General features: G+C 42.1%; 24 protein-coding genes. 14 read left to right on the top strand and 10 right to left on the bottom strand.

The annotated features are described in order from the left end of the window. Positions 1–18 precede the first annotated feature (18 nt). A complete protein-coding gene (locus FSC11_RS05240) occupies positions 19–564 on the bottom strand; it encodes a serine O-acetyltransferase (protein ID WP_163165577.1) in 546 nt (181 codons plus the stop codon). Positions 565–1,074: 510 nt separating this feature from the next. On the opposite strand from FSC11_RS05240, the gene FSC11_RS05245 reads away from it, so the two are divergent. After that, entirely contained in the window at positions 1,075–1,299 is a 225-nt protein-coding gene (locus FSC11_RS05245) for a hypothetical protein (protein ID WP_004815310.1), read from the top strand. A gap of 472 nt (positions 1,300–1,771) precedes the next feature. Here FSC11_RS05245 and FSC11_RS05255 read toward each other — a convergent pair whose 3' ends face one another. From FSC11_RS05255 to FSC11_RS05265, 3 genes are all read right to left on the bottom strand, one after another. After that, entirely contained in the window at positions 1,772–2,122 is a 351-nt protein-coding gene (locus FSC11_RS05255; protein ID WP_163165579.1) for a hypothetical protein, read from the bottom strand. Between the two features lie 206 nt (positions 2,123–2,328). Next, positions 2,329–2,982: a hypothetical protein gene (locus tag FSC11_RS05260; RefSeq protein WP_163165581.1), complete on the bottom strand. Its 654-nt coding sequence runs from the start codon at positions 2,980–2,982 to the stop codon at positions 2,329–2,331. 87 nt (positions 2,983–3,069) lie between these two features. Further along, the gene (locus tag FSC11_RS05265; RefSeq protein ID WP_163165583.1) at positions 3,070–3,768 is read right to left on the bottom strand and encodes a DUF3820 family protein; all 699 of its coding nucleotides are present in this window, start codon (positions 3,766–3,768) and stop codon (positions 3,070–3,072) included. A gap of 351 nt (positions 3,769–4,119) precedes the next feature. Here FSC11_RS05265 and FSC11_RS05270 point away from each other — a divergent pair, with 351 nt between their 5' ends. Together FSC11_RS05270 and glyA are read left to right on the top strand one after the other, a co-directional pair. Beyond that, positions 4,120–5,349, top strand: coding sequence for an alpha/beta hydrolase (locus FSC11_RS05270; RefSeq protein WP_163165585.1), 1,230 nt, complete (start codon positions 4,120–4,122; stop codon positions 5,347–5,349). A 153-nt stretch (positions 5,350–5,502) separates the two neighbouring features. Continuing rightward, the gene (gene glyA / locus FSC11_RS05275) at positions 5,503–6,756 is read left to right on the top strand and encodes a serine hydroxymethyltransferase (RefSeq protein ID WP_004815326.1); all 1,254 of its coding nucleotides are present in this window, start codon (positions 5,503–5,505) and stop codon (positions 6,754–6,756) included. A 143-nt stretch (positions 6,757–6,899) separates the two neighbouring features. Here glyA and FSC11_RS05280 read toward each other — a convergent pair whose 3' ends face one another. Then, positions 6,900–7,448, bottom strand: a complete 549-nt coding sequence (locus FSC11_RS05280) for a hypothetical protein (protein ID WP_103801010.1) — start codon at positions 7,446–7,448, stop codon at positions 6,900–6,902. A gap of 122 nt (positions 7,449–7,570) precedes the next feature. Here FSC11_RS05280 and rnk point away from each other — a divergent pair, with 122 nt between their 5' ends. The 5 genes from rnk to ahpF all read left to right on the top strand — a co-directional run bounded on the left by rnk (position 7,571) and on the right by ahpF (position 12,898). Next, positions 7,571–7,969 (top strand): nucleoside diphosphate kinase regulator, encoded by a 399-nt coding sequence (gene rnk, locus FSC11_RS05285; RefSeq protein ID WP_004892459.1) that lies wholly within the window; start codon positions 7,571–7,573, stop codon positions 7,967–7,969. 228 nt (positions 7,970–8,197) lie between these two features. Next, positions 8,198–8,989, top strand: coding sequence for a tellurium resistance protein (locus FSC11_RS05290; protein WP_163165587.1), 792 nt, complete (start codon positions 8,198–8,200; stop codon positions 8,987–8,989). Between the two features lie 16 nt (positions 8,990–9,005). Beyond that, on the top strand, positions 9,006–10,133 hold the full coding sequence (locus tag FSC11_RS05295) for a toxic anion resistance protein (protein ID WP_163165589.1): 1,128 nt from the start codon (positions 9,006–9,008) through the stop codon (positions 10,131–10,133). Between the two features lie 40 nt (positions 10,134–10,173). Then, the gene (locus FSC11_RS05300) at positions 10,174–11,094 is read left to right on the top strand and encodes a hypothetical protein (protein ID WP_163165591.1); all 921 of its coding nucleotides are present in this window, start codon (positions 10,174–10,176) and stop codon (positions 11,092–11,094) included. A gap of 238 nt (positions 11,095–11,332) precedes the next feature. Further along, the gene (gene ahpF / locus FSC11_RS05305) at positions 11,333–12,898 is read left to right on the top strand and encodes an alkyl hydroperoxide reductase subunit F (protein WP_163165593.1); all 1,566 of its coding nucleotides are present in this window, start codon (positions 11,333–11,335) and stop codon (positions 12,896–12,898) included. A gap of 268 nt (positions 12,899–13,166) precedes the next feature. On the opposite strand, the gene FSC11_RS05310 is transcribed toward ahpF, so the two are convergent. From FSC11_RS05310 to FSC11_RS05320, 3 genes are all read right to left on the bottom strand, one after another. Then, positions 13,167–13,421: a YfhL family 4Fe-4S dicluster ferredoxin gene (locus FSC11_RS05310; RefSeq protein WP_004815339.1), complete on the bottom strand. Its 255-nt coding sequence runs from the start codon at positions 13,419–13,421 to the stop codon at positions 13,167–13,169. Between the two features lie 2 nt (positions 13,422–13,423). Further along, positions 13,424–14,833: a prephenate-dependent tRNA uridine(34) hydroxylase TrhP gene (trhP, locus tag FSC11_RS05315; protein WP_163165595.1), complete on the bottom strand. Its 1,410-nt coding sequence runs from the start codon at positions 14,831–14,833 to the stop codon at positions 13,424–13,426. Positions 14,834–14,961: 128 nt separating this feature from the next. After that, on the bottom strand, positions 14,962–15,378 hold the full coding sequence (locus tag FSC11_RS05320; protein ID WP_163165597.1) for a Cd(II)/Pb(II)-responsive transcriptional regulator: 417 nt from the start codon (positions 15,376–15,378) through the stop codon (positions 14,962–14,964). A gap of 85 nt (positions 15,379–15,463) precedes the next feature. Between FSC11_RS05320 and FSC11_RS05325 the strand changes: the two genes are divergently transcribed. Then, on the top strand, positions 15,464–16,078 hold the full coding sequence (locus FSC11_RS05325) for a cation efflux transmembrane domain-containing protein (protein ID WP_163165599.1): 615 nt from the start codon (positions 15,464–15,466) through the stop codon (positions 16,076–16,078). A 62-nt stretch (positions 16,079–16,140) separates the two neighbouring features. Here FSC11_RS05325 and FSC11_RS05330 read toward each other — a convergent pair whose 3' ends face one another. Then, positions 16,141–16,920, bottom strand: a complete 780-nt coding sequence (locus FSC11_RS05330) for a ferredoxin--NADP reductase (protein WP_004815348.1) — start codon at positions 16,918–16,920, stop codon at positions 16,141–16,143. Positions 16,921–17,025: 105 nt separating this feature from the next. On the opposite strand from FSC11_RS05330, the gene tsaA reads away from it, so the two are divergent. Next, on the top strand, positions 17,026–17,733 hold the full coding sequence (gene tsaA / locus FSC11_RS05335) for a tRNA (N6-threonylcarbamoyladenosine(37)-N6)-methyltransferase TrmO (protein WP_048881048.1): 708 nt from the start codon (positions 17,026–17,028) through the stop codon (positions 17,731–17,733). A 43-nt stretch (positions 17,734–17,776) separates the two neighbouring features. Here tsaA and FSC11_RS05340 read toward each other — a convergent pair whose 3' ends face one another. Further along, complete coding sequence (locus FSC11_RS05340) at positions 17,777–19,036, bottom strand: MgtC/SapB family protein (RefSeq protein WP_163165601.1); 1,260 nt, start codon at positions 19,034–19,036, stop codon at positions 17,777–17,779. Between the two features lie 227 nt (positions 19,037–19,263). Between FSC11_RS05340 and tfpB the strand changes: the two genes are divergently transcribed. From tfpB to FSC11_RS05360, 4 genes are all read left to right on the top strand, one after another. Further along, positions 19,264–21,021: a type IV pilus assembly ATPase TfpB gene (gene tfpB, locus FSC11_RS05345; protein ID WP_163165603.1), complete on the top strand. Its 1,758-nt coding sequence runs from the start codon at positions 19,264–19,266 to the stop codon at positions 21,019–21,021. A 103-nt stretch (positions 21,022–21,124) separates the two neighbouring features. Next, on the top strand, positions 21,125–21,487 hold the full coding sequence (locus FSC11_RS05350; RefSeq protein ID WP_163165605.1) for a NirD/YgiW/YdeI family stress tolerance protein: 363 nt from the start codon (positions 21,125–21,127) through the stop codon (positions 21,485–21,487). A gap of 120 nt (positions 21,488–21,607) precedes the next feature. After that, positions 21,608–22,273 (top strand): response regulator transcription factor, encoded by a 666-nt coding sequence (locus tag FSC11_RS05355; RefSeq protein WP_163165607.1) that lies wholly within the window; start codon positions 21,608–21,610, stop codon positions 22,271–22,273. A 7-nt stretch (positions 22,274–22,280) separates the two neighbouring features. Continuing rightward, positions 22,281–23,591, top strand: coding sequence for a sensor histidine kinase (locus tag FSC11_RS05360; RefSeq protein ID WP_163165609.1), 1,311 nt, complete (start codon positions 22,281–22,283; stop codon positions 23,589–23,591). Positions 23,592–23,669: the final 78 nt, after the last annotated feature.

Genomic DNA, 23,669 nt, shown 5'->3' on the forward strand with positions numbered 1-23,669 from the left:
TATTTCAGATGAACTTCTTTATTTTTCACCAAGTGGCCAGCGGCGGTTTACGGAGTTACCTGCATTATTATAATGAATCACTTTGGCATAATTTCCCACGGCTGTGGCATTTTCAGGAATGTCTTTAGTGACCACACTACCAGCACCGATCGTGGCATTGTTGCCAATTTTGACATTATCAATAATGCAGACATTCGGCCCAATATAGACATTATCGCCGATATAGGCTGCCTGTTTCCCGCCATTGGCACCAATGGTCGTAAATTGTGACAGATTCACATTGTTACCAATGATTGTAGTGGGGTTCACTACTACAGGTCCACCATGGCCGATATATAATCCATAACCAATTTGCGTACTGCAATGAATGTCGATGCCGTATTTCTTTTTCTTATAATAAAAAATAGGGTAGGCCAATTTCGCAATAAATGAGTTGGAAGAGGCCATACGCAACCAGAAGCTAAAATTAAAACCGCGGTTAAACAAATAGTTTTTAATCAGAGATTTTGCTGAAATATTACCGCAATAGCGATACAGATCACTAAGAATAAGTTGCCAGATCATGACTGAGCATCGGATAGAAAAGACAGCGTATTTTGCGCTGAAATGAATAAATTCGGAAGTCTGCAAGACTAGCGGATTTTATATAAATCACAATTGAAAAATTGTATGAATCTACTTTTAGAAATGTAATCAGGACTTGTGCCACTATGAAGTGCAGCCTATATTAAGCTTACGGTAGGTCAAAAAACCATGCGACGCTACCAATAAGTTGGACGGATCAATGACAGTTAGTTGAGCTCGAATCTCGATTCAGGCAATAAATCTAGCACTAGCCATCCAACACAGAGCCCGCAGCGATGCGGGCTTTTTAATGTCTGGTTTTTTAGTTTTTTCTGTGCGATTAAAGGGAGTAGCAACAAACTATTCATTTGGTTCTGCAATCCATCTTATGCCGGAATAATATCCTGCTAAAAAATCTTACATATTCGTTTGAAAGCCTTTTAAATAAATATGTTATAAGAATTTAGAAGATGAGAATTAATAAATCCAAATTAAAAGGAGGGCACCGCAATGACAAAAGAGATGATTGATGTGCAAGTCAAAAACCAGTATGGAAAAATCCTTGATGTAAAAGCATTATTGCGCGCCGGTGCCCAGCATAGAGATCCTTCCCAACGTTTAGAACAGCAAGTTGAATACATTGTGGTGGACGATGAAATTATCCGGCCAACGATTGAATTGCTATTTGCCAGTGAGCAAACAGACTGTATTTATCGTGTTATGGAACCAAAATAGGAAACTATTTTTTAGTTAAGCCTGGCAATATAGAATCTATAGCTCATCTAAGGATGGGCTATTTTTTTTAAATCCTATTGTTTCAGATTAACTGATTAAAAATAAATGCCAGCAGATGATAACGAACCAAGGGATGAGGATCGGATACTTCGCTACGGTTTATACGGATTTGTTGGCATACCTGTCCTAAGTCATGTTTCTGTGCAAGGAGATATTCTTGAGACAGAGGATCAGGTTGAAGCCTGAGCTGGTGACTTTGAGACTTCAAATTAAAAGCATTCAGGCATTCTTCTATATTTTGGTGAAGCTGAAATAGGACGAGGGCTTGAGTATTATGTTGATGAGCATATCGCATAATTTAGATTCTATTCTTATCTATTATTATGCACTTAGCTTAACGCGATTTTTAACTCAATGCCTGAATAGTAGATAGTTCAAGCATTTAGTTAATAACTTGTCAACGAGCTTAAACTTAAAAACTTTTTAGAGTGACATTCACATCATAACGACCAAATTCTTCCAGAATCTGCTGAAGCGTTTGTTGTCCCAATGCATCTGCAGCTGCAATTTGTACTTCCTGATTGGTCTTGCTGTCAAAGCATTCAATCGTCTGAATCAGCCATTGATGTTCATAGGCAGTTTTCTCAATCAGTATGCGACGTGGTTGCAGCGCATCACTGATCTGGCGAGGCAAAACATACGTGATCGCCAACTGAATATGTTCTAGTTCATCGGCAGCACTGACAAAAGTAATGACCCAGTTTCCCACCTTGCTCAGTTGCATGGGGTTATCAAAGGCATCGAATTCAAGATAGTGTTGCATAAGCGTGGGAAGAATAAAAAGTAATACATTCTATATGGCTTTAAATCCTTAATATAGCTATGCATCTATAGTCGAAAGTAAATGAATAAAACTACTTTTGTACGAATTAAAATTATATTTTTCAATTAAATAGAAAAATTTTTTCGCCGGATTTATTCATCTTTAAACTTAAACTAGACTTAAAAAGACTGAATCTATGGAGAGTTTTAAGCCTGAGCACGCAGCATGGATAAAGCATGACTAATTTGCTTGAACAGTTGGTTTAACTCTTGTGAAGGCATGCGGCTTTCCTGGAGGAGTGTCAACCATTGCACCTGACAGACTCTTAAGGCATTAACATCTGGTGCTTGAGCAATATTTTGAATGTGTTGTTTGGCCAATAAGCCACAGTATTTTTTTAAACTGTCCAGCATCAAGCTGCGTATTTGTTCTTGGTTGAGTGTTATATAGGTAATGTCAGCAGGTACGTTAGGCACGTGGGTCGTGGCAACTAATGTCGTGGTAATCGGCGCTTCAAGATCGGCAGATGGGGCAGGACGAGTGATTGAAGTCTGAATATTTGATTCAGGAAAGTGTGGAAATGAGGCTTTTACTGAGTTATTAGCAGGCGCTGAAGTCTGTGCTGACTCTGTACCGACTGCTGCATTTGAAGTCTCTAACTCTTGTATTTCAATTAATCCTATATCACACAATTGTTGCAGCAAATCATGTGGTGCAATACGCGCTTTAAACTGAGGTGTGAGTAAATCAAAATCCTCAGTGCCAATTAAAACCAAAAGACGTCTTTGACGTGCATTAAGCTCGACATTGCGATGTTGAAGAACATGTAGACCCTTTGCAGTTTTTGAATAGCGCATCATACCTGAATGCCTTATATACAGAGTTCAAGTAGATGCTAATATGAGAAAATTACACTAATATGAAGAGGCTGTTAAATTTACTTAAAATTAAAGTGTTGTAATTGCAATATTTTCTAAAGCCTTACGCAGATAAGGATCGAGATCCTCCTGACGAAGCAGCCATTGCACATAGTCAGCAGGCAGTTCAGCAATCGCAGTGCCACGATGCTTACCAAAATTGATGGTACGTGGAATACGCGCATCTTCAGAAGCTTCATATAGTTCTTCAATACTGCTGATTTTCAGGTGATGCACAATATGCATCAGGATATTCGCAGTCAGAATAATATCCATATCAGCACGATGCGCTTTACGGATCATTTCACGGGCACGGTCACTGCCACGGGTGATCATATAAATCAGGGCAGAGATATTGTGGGCCTCAGCATCTGGCCATACGCGACGAGCCAAAGCGAGCGTACAAATCGCTTTAATATTAGATGAATTTACACCGCATTTTTCTAAGGCACGAATATCATAATCAATATTATGACCAATGATATAAGTAGTTTCCTGTGGAAGTTCGAAACTGCTGTAATGTGGCTGTCCTTCCAGATCTGATTCCAGAATATGATGCACAGCCATGGCTGCAAAAGAAATTGGTTCATCACAGCTATAGAGCTGATCAAACAGTCGGCTTTTATCCAGGCTGATTTTATGGTCCAGAATGTCCACAGGCGCATACGCAATTTCAATCGGCTGACCGTTTAGTGTATGGGTTTCAGTGTCGAGAATGATGGCCTGCATGACGAAAATTTGCCTGAAAAAGGTGAGGATTAAAATCTAACATTATTATTTCACTACTGACAATTGGAATGCCTGATTTTTACTTTTAATTGAAGGCTTTTTGTCTGATACAGAACATTTGTAATCTAGATTCATAAATAAAAGTTTTTAAAGTTTATGTAGATATTTCCAAAACTTAAATTTATCGTATCGGAATGGTCATAAATTAAATCGCTATTTATTAGAAAAATAACAAAATAATCTCTTGTATTTAATGAAATAACTTGGGAAATTATTGTCTAGTTTTATCAATGGATAAAGATAAAACTATAAAAATCATGAAAGATAATAATTAAGACAAGGATAAGATCGATGAAACGTCATGTATTGACTGGTTCTCTACTCGCCCTAAGCGTAGCTTTAAGTGCGTGTAATGATAGCGATGATGATCGTTATTATGAATCCAAACCCGCTATTCCGGTAAATAATATTGCCAATCCGGTTGTAGCAACGCCTGTAGCCTATACCAAAACAGATCTGACTGCTGTTGCCGATGAGAGCGTGGTCATGACCTATAAGATGTTAGGTATTAATAATAAGGAAACTCAAGCGACGGCACTGCTTTTCACTCCAAAAGGAACGTCTCCTGCAAAAGGTTGGCCGATAGTGGTCTGGGCACATGGTACGACGGGTGTGGCTGATCAGTGTGCACCAAGTCGCAATGAACTAAATCCTGATATCAAAGATATGATTGCTGGATTCCTTCAAGCTGGATACATTGTCGTTGCACCTGATTATGAAGGCTTAGGAGAACCGAGTGGCACAGAACTTCATCCTTTCCTTAATCTTAAGAGTGAAGCCTATTCAATTACCGATGCAGTGGTAGCTGCAAAAAAATATTTAGGATCGGAAGCTTCTAATCAATGGATGGCTGTCGGACATTCTCAAGGTGGTCAAGCGGCTTTAGGTGCTGCTCAATATGCAGCACGTGCATCTCAAATGACTTATAAAGGTACGGTAGCTTTAGCACCTGCTTCTAATTTCAGTTTGATTTTGGCAGGTGGTGAGGCTCAAGCTGGACAGGAAACTAATCTGAATAAAAAAATTGAAACTTTAGCCTCTTTAGATACTTTTACTGCACTGATTGTAGCTGGATTGCGTAATCCGAACCCGAATCTGCAATATAACCAAGTATTTCAAAATCCAACGGATGAGATTGCGAAGAATGCTGAATCAGATTGTTATGATGTATTAGGTATAAAATTCGGTAACGCAATGGGAACTTATGCTGGAACCAATGGAAATCTGGAAGGGTATCCACGTACTCAAGCTCATTTTATGAGTATTCCAGTGGTCAAAACCTTCCTGGAAAAAGATTCTCAGCCTTTACAGGTAAAAGTAACTACACCAGTAATTATTTATCAGGGAGGGGCAGATAAGACTGTTCCAAAAGCTGCAACAGATGTTTTAGTTAGATCAGCAAATCAGAAACAAACCTCATTAGGATATATTACGAACAATTCATGGGATCACGGCAGTGTCTATACATCGAATATTCTTAATATTATTGAAGATGTAAAATCTCTAATGCCAATTCAATAACTTATTTTTATCTATATAGCTCATGTTTTTTAAGCATGAGCTATTTTTATTGCAAACTGGATAAAGTTCCTAGTCGAAAATAGCAAAGTTCATGCTACAATACGCGCCAATCTTAGCACGGCTTAAAAGCCCTAATTTAATAGGACCTCGCTAATGTTTGCCAATATCTCTATTGCTGAATTTGATCCAGAAATCGCTCAAGCAATCTCTAACGAAGATGCTCGCCAAGAAGCGCACATCGAGTTGATCGCTTCTGAAAACTATTGCTCACCAGCAGTAATGGAAGCTCAAGGATCAAAACTCACTAACAAATATGCAGAAGGCTACCCAGGCAAACGCTACTATGGCGGTTGTGAATATGTAGATGTCATTGAACAATTGGCAATTGACCGTGCTAAAGAATTATTTGGTGCTGATTACGCTAACGTTCAGCCACATGCTGGTTCTCAGGCAAACTCTGCAGTTTACCTAGCGCTTCTTAACCCAGGCGATACAGTATTGGGTATGAGCCTGGCTCACGGTGGTCACTTGACTCACGGTGCGAAAGTAAGCTTCTCTGGTAAAACTTATAACGCAATTCAATACGGTCTAAACCCGGAAACTGGTGAGATTGATTACGAAGAAGTTGAACGTCTGGCAGTTGAACATAAACCACGTATGATCGTGGCTGGTTTCTCTGCGTACAGCCAAATTGTAGATTGGCAACGTTTCCGTGAAATCGCGGACAAAGTAGGCGCTTACCTGTTTGTAGATATGGCTCACGTGGCTGGTCTGGTTGCTGCTGGCGTTTATCCAAGCCCAGTTCAAATTGCTGACGTAACAACGACAACGACTCACAAAACACTTCGTGGTCCACGTTCAGGTTTGATCCTTGCGAAAGCAAACGAAGAAATTGAGAAAAAACTTCAATCAGCTGTATTCCCAGGTAACCAAGGTGGTCCTCTGGTTCACGCGGTTGCTGCTAAAGCGATCTGCTTCAAAGAAGCAATGGCACCTGAATACAAAGCTTACCAGCAACAAGTTGTGAAGAATGCGCAAGCAATGGCTGAAGTTCTGATTGAACGCGGTTATGACGTTGTTTCTGGCGGTACAAAGAACCATCTGTTCTTATTGTCTCTGATCAAACAAGACATTACTGGTAAAGATGCTGATGCTTGGTTAGGTGCTGCTCACATCACTGTGAACAAAAACTCTGTACCAAACGATCCACGTTCTCCATTCGTCACTTCTGGTATCCGTATTGGTACACCTGCAGTAACCACTCGTGGTTTTGGCGAAGCTGAAGTACGTGAACTTGCTGGCTGGATCGCTGACATCCTGGACAGTAAAGGCGAAGAAGCTGTGATCGCTGCGGTTAAAGAAAAAGTTGCAGCTGTATGTGCAAAATTCCCTGTATATGCTAAATAATTGTACTTGAAGCAGAAAAAAAGCTCCCGATCTGGGGGCTTTTTTTATTTTTTATTTTTTAATTCAATCAACTAAATAGCCTGTTTACTTAATAATCAATCGCGATCAACAAGCTCAAAAAATCTGCTTTTACAGCTTATGCTTTAAATTCGGAATACAGTAGAGTAATCGTATTGATCTATGGCTTGCGGATGTCGATAATTAAAAATAAAGCTCTGAATATCTGCACTGATACTGGTTTTCATTTCCATACTTGAAAAATGCTTCAAAACATAATCAATCGGAAATACGATCTGCCCATGAAGCTCCAAGCCATAGTAACATTGTGAATTGGCAAACTCGGTACCTGGTATTAACGCCACCATCTGGAGTTCTTCAAGGCTTAGCCAATGTTCAGTACAGTTCAATTCAGAACTGATAAAATAACCGATCTGGCTGGTGATCAAGAGCACAGTATTCAGCTTTTGAATGGTCTTGTTAAAGTCAGCTGTCAAAATTCCTAAATGCTTCTTAAATGCCTGAAAAAATTGATCAAGACGAAGCAGGCTTTCTGGACTATTATCAAAGTTAATGGTCTTTAATGCCTGACTGACATAAAAGGTACGTTCCGAATCCGGATGATGCAGCTGAGCACGCAGACCTTGCATGAAATCCGTGCTACTGTATGTTGAAGTAGATTGTGCAAATGCCATCTTATTCTTCTTTTTATTTCGTTATTTTAGTTTTAAATATATTGCAAATATTTTTTAAATCAAGAATTTAATTTTAATCTGTTTACGAAGATTCATTGAAATGCTCGATCAGGAGAGAGTGCATGCAAAAAACCAAGCTTATTTTGTCGGAACAGGATCTGAACCGTCTGGAGACTATGCTTGAAAATCAACCCAAGCTGACTCCAACCATGCAGCAGCTAGAGGATGAACTGGCACGGGCAGAGGTAGTTAAACCTCAAGATATTCCTGCCAATATCGTTACCATGCATGCACGCGCCTTGGTCACAATTGCTAACCAGACCAAAGAAATTACGCTGGTCTATCCGCATGAGTTCAAAGGTGAGCCGGGACAGCTGAATATTGTAGCGCCTGTCGGTGCCGCGATCCTTGGGCTGGCGGAGGGGGAAACAATTGAATGGCCGCAGCCAGACGGTGAAATGATGAAAGTCAAAATAGAAAAGGTACTGTATCAGCCAGAACGTGAAGGAGACTATTTATAAAGTCGTTCTGATCTCTTACATAATTGAACAGCCCCATATCAATGGGGCTTTTTTATTTAGTTTTGGTGTTTTGTAATTTTATTAAGATAACTAAAGCTTAAATTCAACAATATCTTTAACTTATATAAAAAATTCTATGCCTTAAAGGCTTTCCTTTGCAAAATGCTACATGTTATGTTGAAGGAAACCACGTACTATAAAAATCGGTTCAACTGAGTTTAAAGGGCTATGTCACAGATAGATGTTTTGATCCCGATCCAGGATGTTGCAGCAGATCCGAGTGAGATTTTAAGCATCAAGCGTAATGAGCTTGTCCCTTTGCTCAGTGATCAGTACAGGTTGAATCATTATGCCGATCAGTTGATTCAGGCCCAGGCAGTCCTGTTAAATGGGGTTGATCCGCAACTGACCCAACAGCTCAGCCAGACCATTGAAAAAATTATTCAGGCGCTGGCAGATTCCAGGAAATATCTGAAACAGCGCAAGTTTAATGCCTTGCAAAAATGGCTAGGAATTGATCTGGATTATGGCTCCAGTCAGGTTGAGTATTATAAAAATCTGGATCGCTTGCTGGATCAGGCCAGTCATCTCAGCCGTAAACTACAGATTGAAATCCAGAAATCCCAGTCACGCTTCCAACAGCTCACAGGTTTACGTGAACAGATGGCTAAACATATTCTGGCTGCAGAAGAATTTCTGCAGGAATATCCACAGTTTGTGAAAAACCAGCATCCGCTGGATAATTTCTCAGAACGTTTATCCAAGAAAATCCATACCTTAAAAACCCTGCAAGCCAGTAATGATATTGCCATTACCCAGATGCAACTGTCCCAACAGCTTTCCTTTAGTCTGCTGGACCGGTTTAAGGAAGCACAGCAGGTATTGATTCCGGCCTGGCAATATCATGTCAAACAAAGCAACAGTAAACACTCGACAAGTGATCTGGAAAAACTTGATAATAGTCGGGAAAATCTGATTAAAACGTTAAGAAAATCGCTCGAGAAACCCTCGAAAATATAACAAGATAAGGTGAACTATGACCAATCCTGATACTGTGAATCTGCCTGTCAAAAAAGACAATGAAATTGCTGAACAGAAATTTCAGCAAATGGACCTGAAAGAACTGGGTTTACAGCCTGAGGATTTTCAGGAAGTGCTGGCAGTGCGCAAGGAATTGCAGGAAATGAGTCATAATGCGGTTGCAGAATACGGCAAGAATATTGCCAGCAAGACTGCGACCTATACTGATGAACTGCTCAATCTGGTTCAAAACCGGGATCTGGATACAACAGGTCAGAAACTGAATCAGGTGGTTCAGGTGGCACAGCAGCTGAATGCTTCCAGTATTCTGAGCAAAAATAAAACCTCAGGTTTCTTTGGTAATTTACTTAATAAATTCAAAGGTGCCAAACAGAATTTTGATACTCATTTTAATACCACCAAAGAACAGATTGATGTACTGGTCAAAGAAATTGAGACTTCACAATCTGGCTTGAAAGCACGTGTGTCGACTTTAGATAAAATGTTCGATGGTGTGCAGGATGAATACAGGCAGTTGGGCATTCATATTGCTGCAGGGCGCATCCGTGAACATGAATTACAGCAGGATATTGCTGCATTGACAGCATTACCACAAGATCAGACCACTACCCAGAAAATTTATGACCTGAATCATCTGGCCAATAATCTGGAAAAACGTATCAGTGATTTGCAGGTATTACAGCAATCCGCGATGCAGACCTTGCCCATGATTCGCATTATTCAATCTAATAATCTGATGCTGGTCGACAAATTCTATGCGATTAAAAACATTACCTTGCCGGCCTGGAAGAACCAGATCAGCCTGGCGATTTCCCTGCATGAACAAAAGAGCAGTGTCCAGCTTGCCAATAGTATTGATGATGCGACCAATGAGCTGTTACGTCGCAATGCTGACCTGCTGCATCAGAACTCTGTCGACACGGCTCGTGCCAACCAGCGTTCAGTCATTGACATAGAAACACTTGAACATGTCCAAAATACCCTTATTAATACAGTAAATGATGTGATTCAGATTCAGAAAGAAGGCATGCAGAAACGTACTGAAGCAACAGCACGTTTAAAAGCCTTGCAGGATAATCTGAATTATCTGGTCATTGAATCAAGTACGGACAGGTCGGAATAATATCGAGCACCTGTCCCCGGATTTATTAGAGGAGTCAGGTTTGCCACCATTAGATGAGTATGCTGTAAATCCTCGTGAGATTGAGCAGGGTGTCGTTGCACTGAAAAAGCGTCAGAATCGCCTGACCTTACTTAGTGTCACGACGGCCACCGTCGCTATTGCATCCTTAATTGGCCTGTTTCTGCATCAGGAACTGATCTATGGGTTTTTCGGACTCAGTACCGAAGTGCAGCAATTGCATCTACCGGTTAGTGTCGATGCCAATTTAGCCAGTATTGGTGACAGCCCAGACTATTTCTTTAGTCTATTAAGCTGGTTTGGCTGGCTGATTCTGAAATTGTTTGCTTCTTTTATTGGTGCATTCTTTGTCGTGCACTTCCTGAAAAAAATCCGTTATTTTTATGTTCGCTTTCAGTCCTTTGTAATGAAATTTGTGGGCTGGTTGATTGCTTTTATCCTGATCTGGGGCGGACTGAGCTACTGGCAGCACGACCTGAATGGTGATCATGATGATGCATATCAAAAGGCGGTATATTACGATAGCAATATCAATGACAGTGATATTGCCCGTTATTTAGTGGATTCGGAAGATATTAAAGCACCGGTGAAGTCCTATTTGCTTGCCCAGACCGCTTTATTGCATGAACCAGCCGATTTATCAGCCGCCCGACCGCATGTACTGCGACTAATTGAGGCGGAGAAAAGCGACAATCAGTTTGATCAATATGGTTTTAAGGCAGAGCAGCTGTGGACTATGCAACAGCAGGTATACGGCAAGGCCCTGACACCGGCAGCTGAATCGGTCAGTACCCAGGTACAACAAGCCAATCAGTTGACCGATATTGTTCAGGTAGTCATCAGTATTATATTGGCCGTATCTGTAGTGATGAGTTTGATTTTCTTTGCATTGGCCAATGCCATTAAAAAACGTTCATTGCGGATTGAACAACGCTTGAACTAAACGAATAAAGCTCCAGTCATGGAGCTTTTCTTTTTATTGCTTTCTCTTTGTTGGGAGCAGACAAAATATGGTTGTTTAATGAAATAGCCATATGCCAATGTATTGAAATTATGATAAAAATTATTTAATAATCTAAAAAAACGATCATTTGTATAAAAACAAACTGTTTTACCTGTATTTTGATTTATCTTATTATTCTTTCATCGAATAAATTATTACTCCTTTGGAGACGTTAGCAATGTTAGATCAAAATACAGCAGCCCAATTAAAAACCCTTTTAGAACGCCTTGAAGGACCAATCGAACTGGTAGCCACTTTAGATGCTTCGGATAAATCTGCAAAAATCAAAGAACTTGTAGAAGAAATCGCTGCACTGTCTGATTTAGTGACTGCCCGTTTTGATGGTACCAACAAACGTGCACCAAGCTTTGGTGTGGCTAAAGCCGGTGAACAGCCTCGTGTTTTCTTCGCAGGCCTGCCAATGGGTCATGAGTTCACATCGCTGATTCTGGCATTGCTGCAAACTTCGGGTTATGCACCGAAAGTATCGAATGAAGTTCTTGAATCGATCAAAAGTTTAGGGATCAAGTCTGACTTTGATGTGTTTGTCTCTTTAAGCTGTCATAACTGTCCGGATGTGGTTCAGGCACTCAACCTGATTGCAATCTATAATCCGGATACAACAGCTACCATGATCGATGGCGCTTTCTTCCAGGAAGAAGTGGAAGAACGTAAAATCATGGCTGTACCTATGGTGTTCCAGGACAACCAGCACATCGGTCAGGGTCGTATGACTTTGGAAGAAATCATTGCCAAGCTGGATACCAATTCTGCTGCCAAAGACGCTGAAAAGCTGAATGCCAAAGAAGCGTTTGATGTTCTTGTGATTGGTGGTGGTCCTGCGGGAAATACCTCTGCAATCTACGCAGCGCGTAAAGGCATTAAAACTGGCATCGTGGCTGAACGTATGGGCGGTCAGGTCATGGATACCATGGACATCGAAAACTTCACTTCAGTGCAAAAGACCCAAGGTCCAAAATTTGCTGCCGAGATGGAAGCACACGTACGTGAATATGGTGTCGACATCATGAACCTGCAACGTGTATCTGACATCAAGGGTGCAGATGAAACTGCCAATGGTCTGGTTGAAGTGACTTTAGAAAACGGTGCCAAGCTTGAATCTAAAACTGTAATCCTGTCAACTGGTGCTCGCTGGAGAGAAATGAACGTTCCAGGTGAGCAGGAATACAAAACCCGTGGTGTTGCGTACTGTCCACACTGTGATGGTCCATTGTTCAAAGGCAAACGTGTTGCGGTGATTGGTGGTGGTAACTCGGGTGTAGAAGCTGCGATTGACCTTGCTGGTATTGTTGAGCATGTCACCCTGGTTGAGTTTGATACCAAACTACGTGCGGATCAGGTACTTCAGGACAAACTCAACAGCTTGCCGAACACCACGGTGATCAAGAATGCGCTTTCAACAGAAGTAGTGGGTGATGGTTCACAGGTAACTGCACTGAAATACAAAGACCGTGCGACCGATGAAGAACATACGGTTGAGCTTGCAGGGATCTTCGTTCAGATAGGTTTGTTGCCGAATACCGACTTCCTGAAAGAAACCAAAGTTGAGTTAAGCAACCGCGGTGAGATTGTGATTAACGAGCGTAACGAAACCAATGTGAAAGGTGTATTTGCAGCGGGTGACTGTACCACAGTACCTTACAAGCAGATTATCATTGCCACAGGTGAAGGAGCCAAAGCATCACTGTCTGCATTTGACTACATCATCCGTTCAGGTCAGTAATAAAAGAAAGCACCTGGGTTCCCCAAAACCCAGGTGCTAGAACATCAATCGACTCTATTTCTTATTCCCTTTTTACAGGAACTCCGGACGCTAACACCAGAGTTCCTTTTTTTATACTTACTTTCCTTCGTTTTAGAACAGTCAGAAGCATCCCCAATTGCTTCTGACTGTTCTTTTCCTCTGCGCTGTTTTTGTTTTAGTTTATTATTATACCTTCCCCAAGGTTGTTCTTTAGATCAGCATAAAATATGCCATCTTTAAGATTTCATTAAGAGTTGAATAGATTCAGTCCCTTAAATTTCTCCATCAATTGTTCTTTGGTCTCCACATGCTCCGGATGGGGCACAATGCACTCAATTGGACACACGGATACACAGGTTTGATGATCATAGAAACCGACGCATTCCGTACAGCGATTGACATCGATTTCATAGATTTTGTCGCCTTCATAAATGGCATCATTCGGACACTCCGGCAGACACATGTCGCAGTTGATGCATTTATCGGTAATCAAGAGTGCCATGCTTAGCCTGCCTGATAAGCCAGTGAAGATGCGGAAATATCTGCAGTCGATGTCGGCAGGTTGCGAATCAGCAGGGCATATTGCATATCAATATCTGCTGGAATCGGAATTTCGACGATATGCCCCGAACCTTTGGCATCTTCAATCAGATTGCCTTTACGGTCTTTGATTTCCGTCAAGGTGAAGGTAATGTTGCCTTTAGGCGTCATCAGCTCCAGTGAGTCACCGACTACAAAACGGTTTTTCACATCGATCTTGATGTAATCTCCATTTCGCTCTAGTACTTCACCACAGAAAATTTGATGATCAAAACTGGAAGAACCATTTTCATAGTTCTGATATTCACTATGTACATGGCGGCGCAGGAAGCCTTCGGTATAACCCCGATTTGCCAGACCTTCCAGTTGGGTCATCAGTGATGGATCAAATGGCTTGCCAGCTAAAGCATCATCAATGGCTTTGCGGTAAATCTGTGCAGTACGTGCACAGTAGAAATAGGATTTAGTCCGACCTTCGATTTTTAGCGAATGCACACCAACTTTGGTTAATCGTTCTACATGCTGGACTGCACGCAAATCTTTTGAGTTCATGAAGTAAGTGCCATGTTCATCTTCTTCGGCAGCAAACATATCTTCATCGTTACGCTGAAGTAGGACCGGCTCGTCAAATTGATGTTGAGCTACTTTATGAGCTTCATCCATATCTTGGGAGCAGCAGCCTGAATCCAGATTTTTCACCGGTATCACATCACCGGTCACATCTTCTTTGGCATCCAGAACTTTGTATTCCCAGCGGCAAGCATTGGTGCAGGCACCTTGGTTGGCATCGCGTTTGTTCATATAGCCTGATAGCATGCAGCGTCCCGAATAGGCCATGCACAGGGCACCATGTACAAACACCTCAATTTCCATATCGGGAACTTGAGTTTTAATTTCTTCAATTTCCTCAATGGACAGTTCGCGCGACAGAATCACCCGGGTCAGGCCCATATTTTTCCAGAACTTGACCGTGGCCCAGTTAACCGCATTGGCCTGTACCGACAGGTGGATGTCCATGTGCGGGAAGTGTTCACGCACCAGCATGATCAGGCCCGGATCGGACATGATCAGTGCATCCGGTTGCATCGCGACCACAGGTTCAAGGTCACGGATAAAGTTTTTCAACTTGGAGTTATGTGGCTGGATATTCACCACCACATAGAATTTTTTGCCTAGTTCGTGTGCTTCTTTGATGCCAATCGCGAGATTGTCATGATCAAATTCATTATTACGAACACGCAGGCTATAACGCGGCTGACCGGCATAGACTGCATCTGCACCATAGGCAAAAGCATAGCGCATATTTTTCAGTGAGCCAGCAGGTGAGAGAAGTTCAGTAACAGGGATTATACTCATGACGAAATCGAAAGACATATAAAAAGTACGGCTTTTATTTTATTCATCTAAAAACAAGATTCAACCAAGTAAATCACTCGGAAATCATGGTTTTTGTTGATATTTTCAACATTATCAAATAAGTAAAACTGAAATAAATATACAGACTATTGATCTTCGATTTCAGACCGTTCCAGGGTTTTCAGGATTTGACAATGGTCAACCGTAGTCGGTGTATTACAGCTATTTCTTAGCTCGGTAAGCTGAGTTTTAAAAGCTGCTAATTCTTTCATTTTACTGGTGATATCCTGTAGATGCTGGTCAATAATATTGTTGACTGCTGTACAGTTCTGCTCGGGATTTTGTTCTAGTTCGATTAAGGTCTCGATTTCCTTTAAGGACATATCCAGATCACGACAACGCTTGATAAAAATCAGTCTTTTAAGCGCTTCATCATCAAAATAACGATATTGATTATTTGCTCGAAAATTCGGCGTGATGAATCCTTTTTTCTCATAAAAACGCACCGTGTCAGTACTTAAATGTGACTTTTTGGCGATTTCTGAAATCAGATACAAAGACATATACACCTCGGGCTTGACCTTGGAGTTACTCCATAGTTTCTAATCACTGTATCGTATTTCGTATAAAAATACATCGGAGAATAATATGGCCTGTAGCTGTAGTCATGAATCGGCACCCATCAAGCCAAACAGCAAGTTTAGAATGGCTTTATGGATTGCTTTATGGATTAATCTCAGTATGTTTCTGGTAGAGCTGGTCGGTGGAGCCTATGCTCATTCTTCAGCTTTATGGGCCGACTCGCTAGATTTCTTTGGGGATGCAGTGAATTATGGGATTTCACTGGCTGTATTAGGCGCAAGCCTGTACTGGCGAGCCACTGTAGCCTTAATTAAAGGCCTGACTATGGCAGCCTTTGGTCTGGTGGTGATGGCTAAAGTCATCTATGCCTATCTGCTCGGTATTCCTCCTGAAGCCATCACGATGGGTATCATCGGCGCAATCGCTTTACTGGCCAATGTGATCACGGCTGTGATTCTTTATGCTTTCCGTGACGGAGACTCAAACATGAAGTCTGTGTGGCTGTGTAGCCGAAATGATGCAATTGGCAACGTAGCAGTTATTTTTGCGGCCATTGGTGTATTTGGAACCGGTAGTTTATGGCCCGATATGATTGTGGCGGTGATTATGGCCAGTCTGGGATTAACTGCAGGATATCAGGTGGTGAAGCAGGCATTACAAGAACGTCGTACACCTGCATGATAAAAATTAATACTAAATAAAAAACCGGGCAATTTTGCCCGGTTTTTTAGATTCAAGGAATCTTATTTTTCAACGAACGCACGTTCAATTACATAATCGCCTAGAACACCCATACGTGGAGATTCTTTCAGACCATGTTGGTCAAGAAGCGCAGCAACGTCATCAAGGAAGGCTGGGCTACCGCATAACATCGCGCGGTCAGTTTCAGGGTTAAAACGTGGCAGGCCGATTTTTTCAAACAGTTCACCAGTTTCAATTGCAGTCGTTACACGGCCTTGATTTGGATATTCTTCACGAGTTACCGTTGGGTAATACACTAATTTTTCTTTAGCGCCCAATTCTGAGAAGAACTCATGGTTTGGAATTTCGTTCAGAATCAGATCTTGATAAGCCAGTTCTGAAATGAAACGTGTACCATGAACCACGATAATTTTCTCAAAACGTTCATAAGTTTCAGGATCGCGAATAGTCGACAGGAAAGGTGCAAGACCAGTACCTGAAGATAACAAATACAGATTCTTACCAGGATTCAGGTCATCCAGAACCAGTGTACCTGTCGGTTTTTTAGAAACCAGGATTTCATCGCCAACTTTTACTTTTTGCAGAATAGAAGTCAGTGGACCATCTGGAACTTTAATCGAGAAGAATTCCAGTTCTTCTTCATAGTTTGCACTTGCAATTGAATATGCACGCATTAAAGGCTTACCATTGACCTCAAGGCCGATCATCACAAACTGACCGTTTTTAAAACGTAATGCAGTATCACGAGTCGTTTTAAAAGAGAATAATGTGTCATTCCAATGGTGGACGTGAGTAATCTTTTCGACGTTAAAAGCAGCCATTAAAGGTCTCAATAAGTTATCAAATTAGAACAGGTTGCTATTCTAAACCAAATTCATTCTCGATAAACTGAATATATTTAATTGAGCTTATCAAAAAAAGTGATTATGACTGAACTGACTATACCTGTAATCGGTATAATGAAATCTCCCTATAAAGAAAAATTTGGTATTCCACGTCAGCCTAATCTGGTGGAAGTGGAATCCTATATTGAAATGCAGGCGCCTTATAATGATCTGCTGGCTTTTGAGGGAATTGAGGAGTTTAGCCATTTATGGCTGCTCTGGCAGTTCCATGACAATAAAAATCAGGAAAACAGCAAGTTTCGTCCACAGGTACGCCCACCACGTTTAGGTGGAAACCAGAAAATAGGGGTGTTCGCGACACGTAGTATGTATCGTCCTTCGCCGATTGGTTTATCCGTGGTCAAGCTGAAAGAAGTGAAAAAAGTTGGCAAAACAGTCCGTGTTTATGTGACGGGCAGTGATCTTTTAGATGGTACTCCGATTGTCGATATTAAACCTTATATTCATTATTCCGATGCTGTGATGGAAGCGCAAAGCGGTTATGCTCAAGAGGAGCCGGTACGCAAATATGTGGTCTGGTCGGAACAGGCAGAGCTGGAAAGAGAGCAGTTAGTCCAAACGAAAGGTCTTTCGGAACAAGTCATTCGGGAACTGGCAGAGGTTTTATCCCTTGATCCACGTCCAGCCTATCAGGAGGATCCGGAGCGAATTTATGGTATGCACTTTGCAGATTTCAATATCAAATTTATTGTAAATGAAACGTCTGTCCTGATTGTAGAGATTGAGTGATGGCTAAAGGGCTAGGGTACTTATACTTTCTGCTCAAATCATTCTAAAGTTTCAGCGTCCACCACAAAATTCCGATCAGAACTGCCATATGTAGAATCTGTACAGGTACAAAATACATCGCATATTTGAATCCGCCTGACAGGCCGGAATTTAAAGATTTTGCTAAAGCATGGGCTGCAAGGCCTATGAGCAGGGCCTGAATTAGCCGTGTATTGCTCGGGTCACCCTGAATGACCACACTGGCCATGGCTGCATGAATCTCGAATAGTGAAGCCAGCAGGGTACCTGCCAGCAAGCCGGCATCGCCGAGTAAGAGTTCCAGCCCATAAATCGCAGCCTGAATCAGTGTCAAGGTGACTGCAATGATGACCGCTTCTTTCAGGCTAAACATCCGGCTATCTTCTTCTTTTTCACAATTTTCTGGCGGTTTGGCTTTACGCAGCAATAGAAATGCACAGGCAGCCAGAATGGCCATTGCCACCAGGGAAGGAAGAAAAATAATTTTAAGCCAGCTAAAAGATACGCCTCCGACCACAATGAACAGCAGTACTAAAGTCGAGATACAGGACATGAGTGCGGCACCCGCATTGGATCGAGCATCCATCTCACCTTTACGAACTTGTAGGCCCAATTGGGCTACTGTAGCTGTGCTGGAAACAAAACCAGAGGCAATGGAAGAAAGCATCAGGGCATTTTTTGTAGAAAGTAAGCGTTTGGCAATATGCGCTAGCGCCTGTACCATTAAAATTAAAGTTAAGAGTTTCAGAATCAGGTAGGGATTAAGCACCTTGCCCCATAGCGGTGTATCGGGTGTCAAAGGCAAACCAATCAAGACCAATGCCAGTAACAGTAAACCATCCCGGAATTCAGCTTCAGTAATCCATTTTCCAGCAATGTTATGCATGGAATGTTTGGCCATCAGAATGACGGTAATGAGTACTGCAAGTCCGGCAGCTAGCGGAATATTCCACAGACAGATTGCCTCAATAAAATAGGCCATCACAAAAGCAAGTTCGGTGGTAATTCCAGGATCATCCGGCTGATTTCGGATAGAGGAAATGACCATACCACCAATAATCAGTGCGCCCACCAGGCCAGTGATTATTCCGAATAAAAAACAGACAGCTCCCAATAGGGCGCAAATAGCAAAAGAACGTAAGCCGGCAAAGCTTGGCTGTTGCTCCCGCTGTTTATGCCGTTCTCGTTCCAGGCCTATCAATAAGCCACAGCCCAATGCTGAAGTCAGGATAGTGAGCAGTTCCTGAAAGGAGCTGTCATTCATGGGCACTGCGCTAAAATCCATATCTGGCCTCAGCTATGAATAAGTAATTATTTTCAAAGGTATCTCTAAAATATAGGCCATAAGCTAGAGGATGAACAAGAGAGAAATGTGAGAGATAAGATAGGGGAAAAGATTGGTAACGCTAAAGATTGGCATCAGCTAGCAGAAACAGCCAGAAGACACAGCAGGAGAATGCGAAAAATAGCAAAAACTTGTTATAGTGAAGGCAAGTTTAGGGGCCTATAACAATGAAATTTGACTTTGAAATTGATACCGCGTGGTGTCTGGAGCAACTTTTTAAAGACGGTAAGATCACTGATAGAGACCGTATGCTGGTACAGACGACGCATCGTCAGCGTGAACAGCTGAAATGGCATCCTTTACAGTGGATTGCCAATTTTAATCTGGTCGACCGTTCTCATCCCCAAAGTACACTTACCCTAAACCGTTTATGTCAATGGCTGTCAGAAAAAACAAATCTGCCATTTTATATTATTGATCCTCTAAAAGCAGATGTTCAGGCACTTACCGCAGTAATGTCGCAAGAATATGCGCTCCGTAACCGTATTCTCGCCGTTGAAATCCAGCCAGACAAAATCCTGATTGCTACAGATCAGCCTTATAAAATGGAATGGGTGTCGAATCTACAGCAGAATATCAGCCCGCGCCGTATTGAACGGGTGCTACTGAATCCGGAACAGTTGCAGCGATATATTGTCGAGTATTATCAGGTTAGTCGTGCTGTCAGTGGATCACAAAAATCCTCGGCTTATGACCGTGAAAATAAGGGTGTAGAAGCACTTTTACAGCTCGGTGATTCGCAAAATCCAGATGCCAATGACCAGCATATTGTTAAACTGGTGGACTGGGTATTGCAGTTTGCCTTTGAACAGGGTGCCAGTGATATTCATATGGAACCACGCAAAGATACCGGGAAAATCCGTTTCCGTATTGATGGCGTGCTGCATACCATTTATAAAATGCCAGCCAATACGCTTACTGCAGTGATTTCACGTATTAAAATTCTGGGCCGGATGAATGTGGCAGAAAAGCGCAAGCCACAGGATGGCCGTCTAAAAACCCGTACGCCTAAAGGGCAGGAAACGGAACTGCGTTTATCGACCTTACCCACCGCTTTTGGTGAAAAACTGGTAATGCGTATTTTCGATCCAGAGGTATTGGTACGCAGCTTCCAGCAACTGGGTTTTGAAGGGCATTTGCTGAATGAATGGAACACGCTGACCAGTCATAGTCATGGCATTATTCTGGTGACTGGACCTACAGGCTCGGGTAAAACGACTACGCTGTATTCAACTTTAAAGCAGCTGGCGACCGAAGAGGTCAATGTCTGTACCATTGAAGATCCAATCGAGATGCTAGAGCCAAGCTTTAACCAGATGCAGGTAAATACCGGGATTGATCTGGGTTTTGCCGATGGTGTACGGGCATTAATGCGTCAGGATCCAGATATCATCATGGTCGGTGAGATTCGTGATCAGGATACTGCCAATATGGCGATTCAGGCAGCATTGACCGGTCACCTGGTTTTATCCACATTACATACCAATGATGCACCGTCGAGTTTAACCCGTCTGCATGATCTGGGTGTACAACCATTCCTGACTGCTGCAACGATTCTGGGTGTATTGGCTCAGCGTCTGGTACGTAAATTGTGTCCACACTGCAAAGCAGAAGGCTTTATGGATGAGCAGGAATGGCAGCATTTGGCAGCAGATTATCCATTGGCCCGTCCAGAATTTGTGTTCCGTCCAGTAGGTTGTGAGGAATGTCGTCATACGGGTTATAAAGGGCGTATAGGGATCTATGAATTTATGCCACTGAGTTTGGTAACCAAACAGCTGATTGGCGCAGATGCCAACTTGAACCAGTTACGTGTTCAGGCGAAAAAAGAAGGTGTAGAACCACTTAGAATTGCGGGTGCACGAAAAGTCATTGAAGGTGTCACCACGCTAGAGGAAGTACTACGTGTAGTGCCACTGAATTAACTTTTAAAACCCATTTTTGAAAATGAAGTTTTCTTAAGATTCAATTCATCTTTAGCTGTTTTAATAGATTCATCGAAACAAGACAGCTTAAAAGGTACTGAATATGAAAAATATGACCAAAGCATTTGTAGCAGTGGCACTTATTGGCTCAGCAACAACTGTGACTATGGCAGAAAGTACAGTAAACCAAAGTGCTTTTGCCAAAACTGTAACTGTAAAACAAGCACTCACCATGAAAGATGACAGTAAGGTACAAATCAAAGGTCATGTGGTGAAATCAGTAGGCGACGAAAAATATCAGTTCCGTGACAACACAGGCAGCATCAATGTCGAAATTGATGATGAGTTATGGCAAGGCAAACCGATTTCTGCCAAAACACCAGTAACCATTATTGGTGAAGTAGATATCGATTACAAACCAGCGAAACGTGTTGAAATTGATGTTGATGGAGTGCGTTTCAATTAAGGCATTGGCGATAGCCGAATGACCTGACTAGAGAAAACCACATGCAATATTACAAAAAGCATGTGGTTTTTTTTTGTTTAAAATTCATGATTATATGTTGAAAATAAGGGGGAATTCAGCATGCGTATTCTTTTGGCGGAAGATGATGCTTCACAGGCAGAAAGCATTCAGACCTGGCTGGAAATGGATGGCTATGTAATTGACTGGGTTGAGCGTGGGGACCATGCCATTCTGGCGCTTGAACAGCATCAGTATGACTGTGTGTTACTGGATCGTGGTTTACCGCGAGCCAGTGGAGATCAGATTCTGACGACGCTACGTAAACTGCAGAAAGATACGCCAGTTATTTTTATTACCGCTCGAGACAGTATTGATGACCGGGTAGAAGGACTTGATTTAGGTGCCAATGATTATCTGGTCAAACCTTTTAGCCTGGAAGAATTGTCTGCACGAATTCGTGCCCAGATCCGCTTGCAGCAAAAAAATCTGAGCCATGTGCTGACCTGGGACGACCTGCAGCTGGATATACAGGCTAAAACTCTGACTAAAGCAGGTGAAGTGGTGAACTTAACGGCCAAAGAGTTTCAGATTTTGCATAAATTGATGCAAAAGCCAGAGCATGTAGTGACCCGGGAACAGCTGGAAGAATCCCTTTATGCCTGGGGGGATGAAATTGAGAGTAATGCCATCGAGGTTTTTATTTATCAACTACGCAAGAAAATTGGCAGTCAGATGATCAAGACCATACGTGGGCTGGGTTATCGTATGAATAAAGCTGAAGGATAGATCAATCATGGCTCAGGTGATTTCACTGCAACACAAGCTGATCAAGAATGCCATGTATAGTTCCATTCTGGCGGGCTGTCTGGCCTGGTTGTTATTACTGGGCATTTCTGGCTATCAGTCTATGCAGATTCATGATGAACTGATGGAAGATATTGCAGAACTGTTACTTGGCGATGTGACTCAGTCCCAAGGTCACAATGTGGATGATATCAGTGAAGAGTTTGAGATTCAGTATCGACTTTGGCTGAATCAGGACCAGCTAACCACTTCCGAAAAGAACAATCTGTTGCAACATCAGTTACATTATCAATCAGGCCTACATTTTTATTTTGAAGATGGACAGTTATTACGAACTTTGATAGCTGAAGATAATGGACTTAAAGTTCAGGTCATACAGCCAGTATCCATACGCTTTGAACAGATCTGGAATAGTATTCTGGGTTTTGGTTTAATCCTTCTAATATTATGGCTGGTGAAATGGTTGTTACTTCATCTATTGATTAAGCGTCAGTTAAAGCCGCTTAACCGGATTTCACAGGATATTGCCTCCAAATCCGCCCAGGATCTAAGTCCGGTGCAATCACCCGAACCGCAAATTGCTGAGCTACAACCCATCGTCAGTCAGTTAAACCGGATGCTGGCTCGGGTAGAGCAGTCCTTGAGTGCAGAACAGCGCTTTACTGCAGATGCTTCGCATGAACTCCGCTCACCCTTATCAGCGATTCAAATGCGCCTGCAGGTGTTAAAACGCAAATATCAGACTCATGAGACATTGTCTCAGGATCTGGCGCAGATTCAGAAAGATGTCAGTCGCGGTACTCAGGTTCTGGAAAACCTCTTGCTGCTGGCTCGACTGGACCCTGAACAAAATCATAACCTGCCACAACAAAAGGTAGATTTGCCTGAACTTATTCAGGATGCTTTAAAAACACTCACGCCGTTCGTAGAAGAGAAACAGCTGGACCTAAAACTTGAGCTAAATACTGGTGATACTTTAGGAAATGCCGAACTCATTTTCAGTTGCCTGCGAAACCTGATCGACAATGCCATCAAATATACCCCGTCTGCGGGTACGGTTCTAATCCAGTGTCAGCCTAAGGCGGATAAAACAGAAGTGGTGATTGAGAATTCAGGAGAGGGAATTTCTGAGGAAACTTTACAGCGACTGGGTGAGCGTTTTTATCGCGCTTTGGGCACTAAAACCCAAGGATCAGGTCTGGGATTATCCATCTGCCAGAAAATCATGCAATTGCATCATGGTGACATTCAATTTATGGCTTCTGATCTGGGCGGGTTAAAAGTCGTATTGCGCTTTTAGATCCAGAATCAGGAAACAGACCAAATGAGAAAAAAAGCAGTACGCGCTGATTCATACTGCTGATGACCACGTTTATTA

The sequence above is a fragment of the Acinetobacter schindleri genome, from assembly GCF_010918895.1.
In the GTDB taxonomy this organism is placed as follows: domain Bacteria; phylum Pseudomonadota; class Gammaproteobacteria; order Pseudomonadales; family Moraxellaceae; genus Acinetobacter; species Acinetobacter schindleri.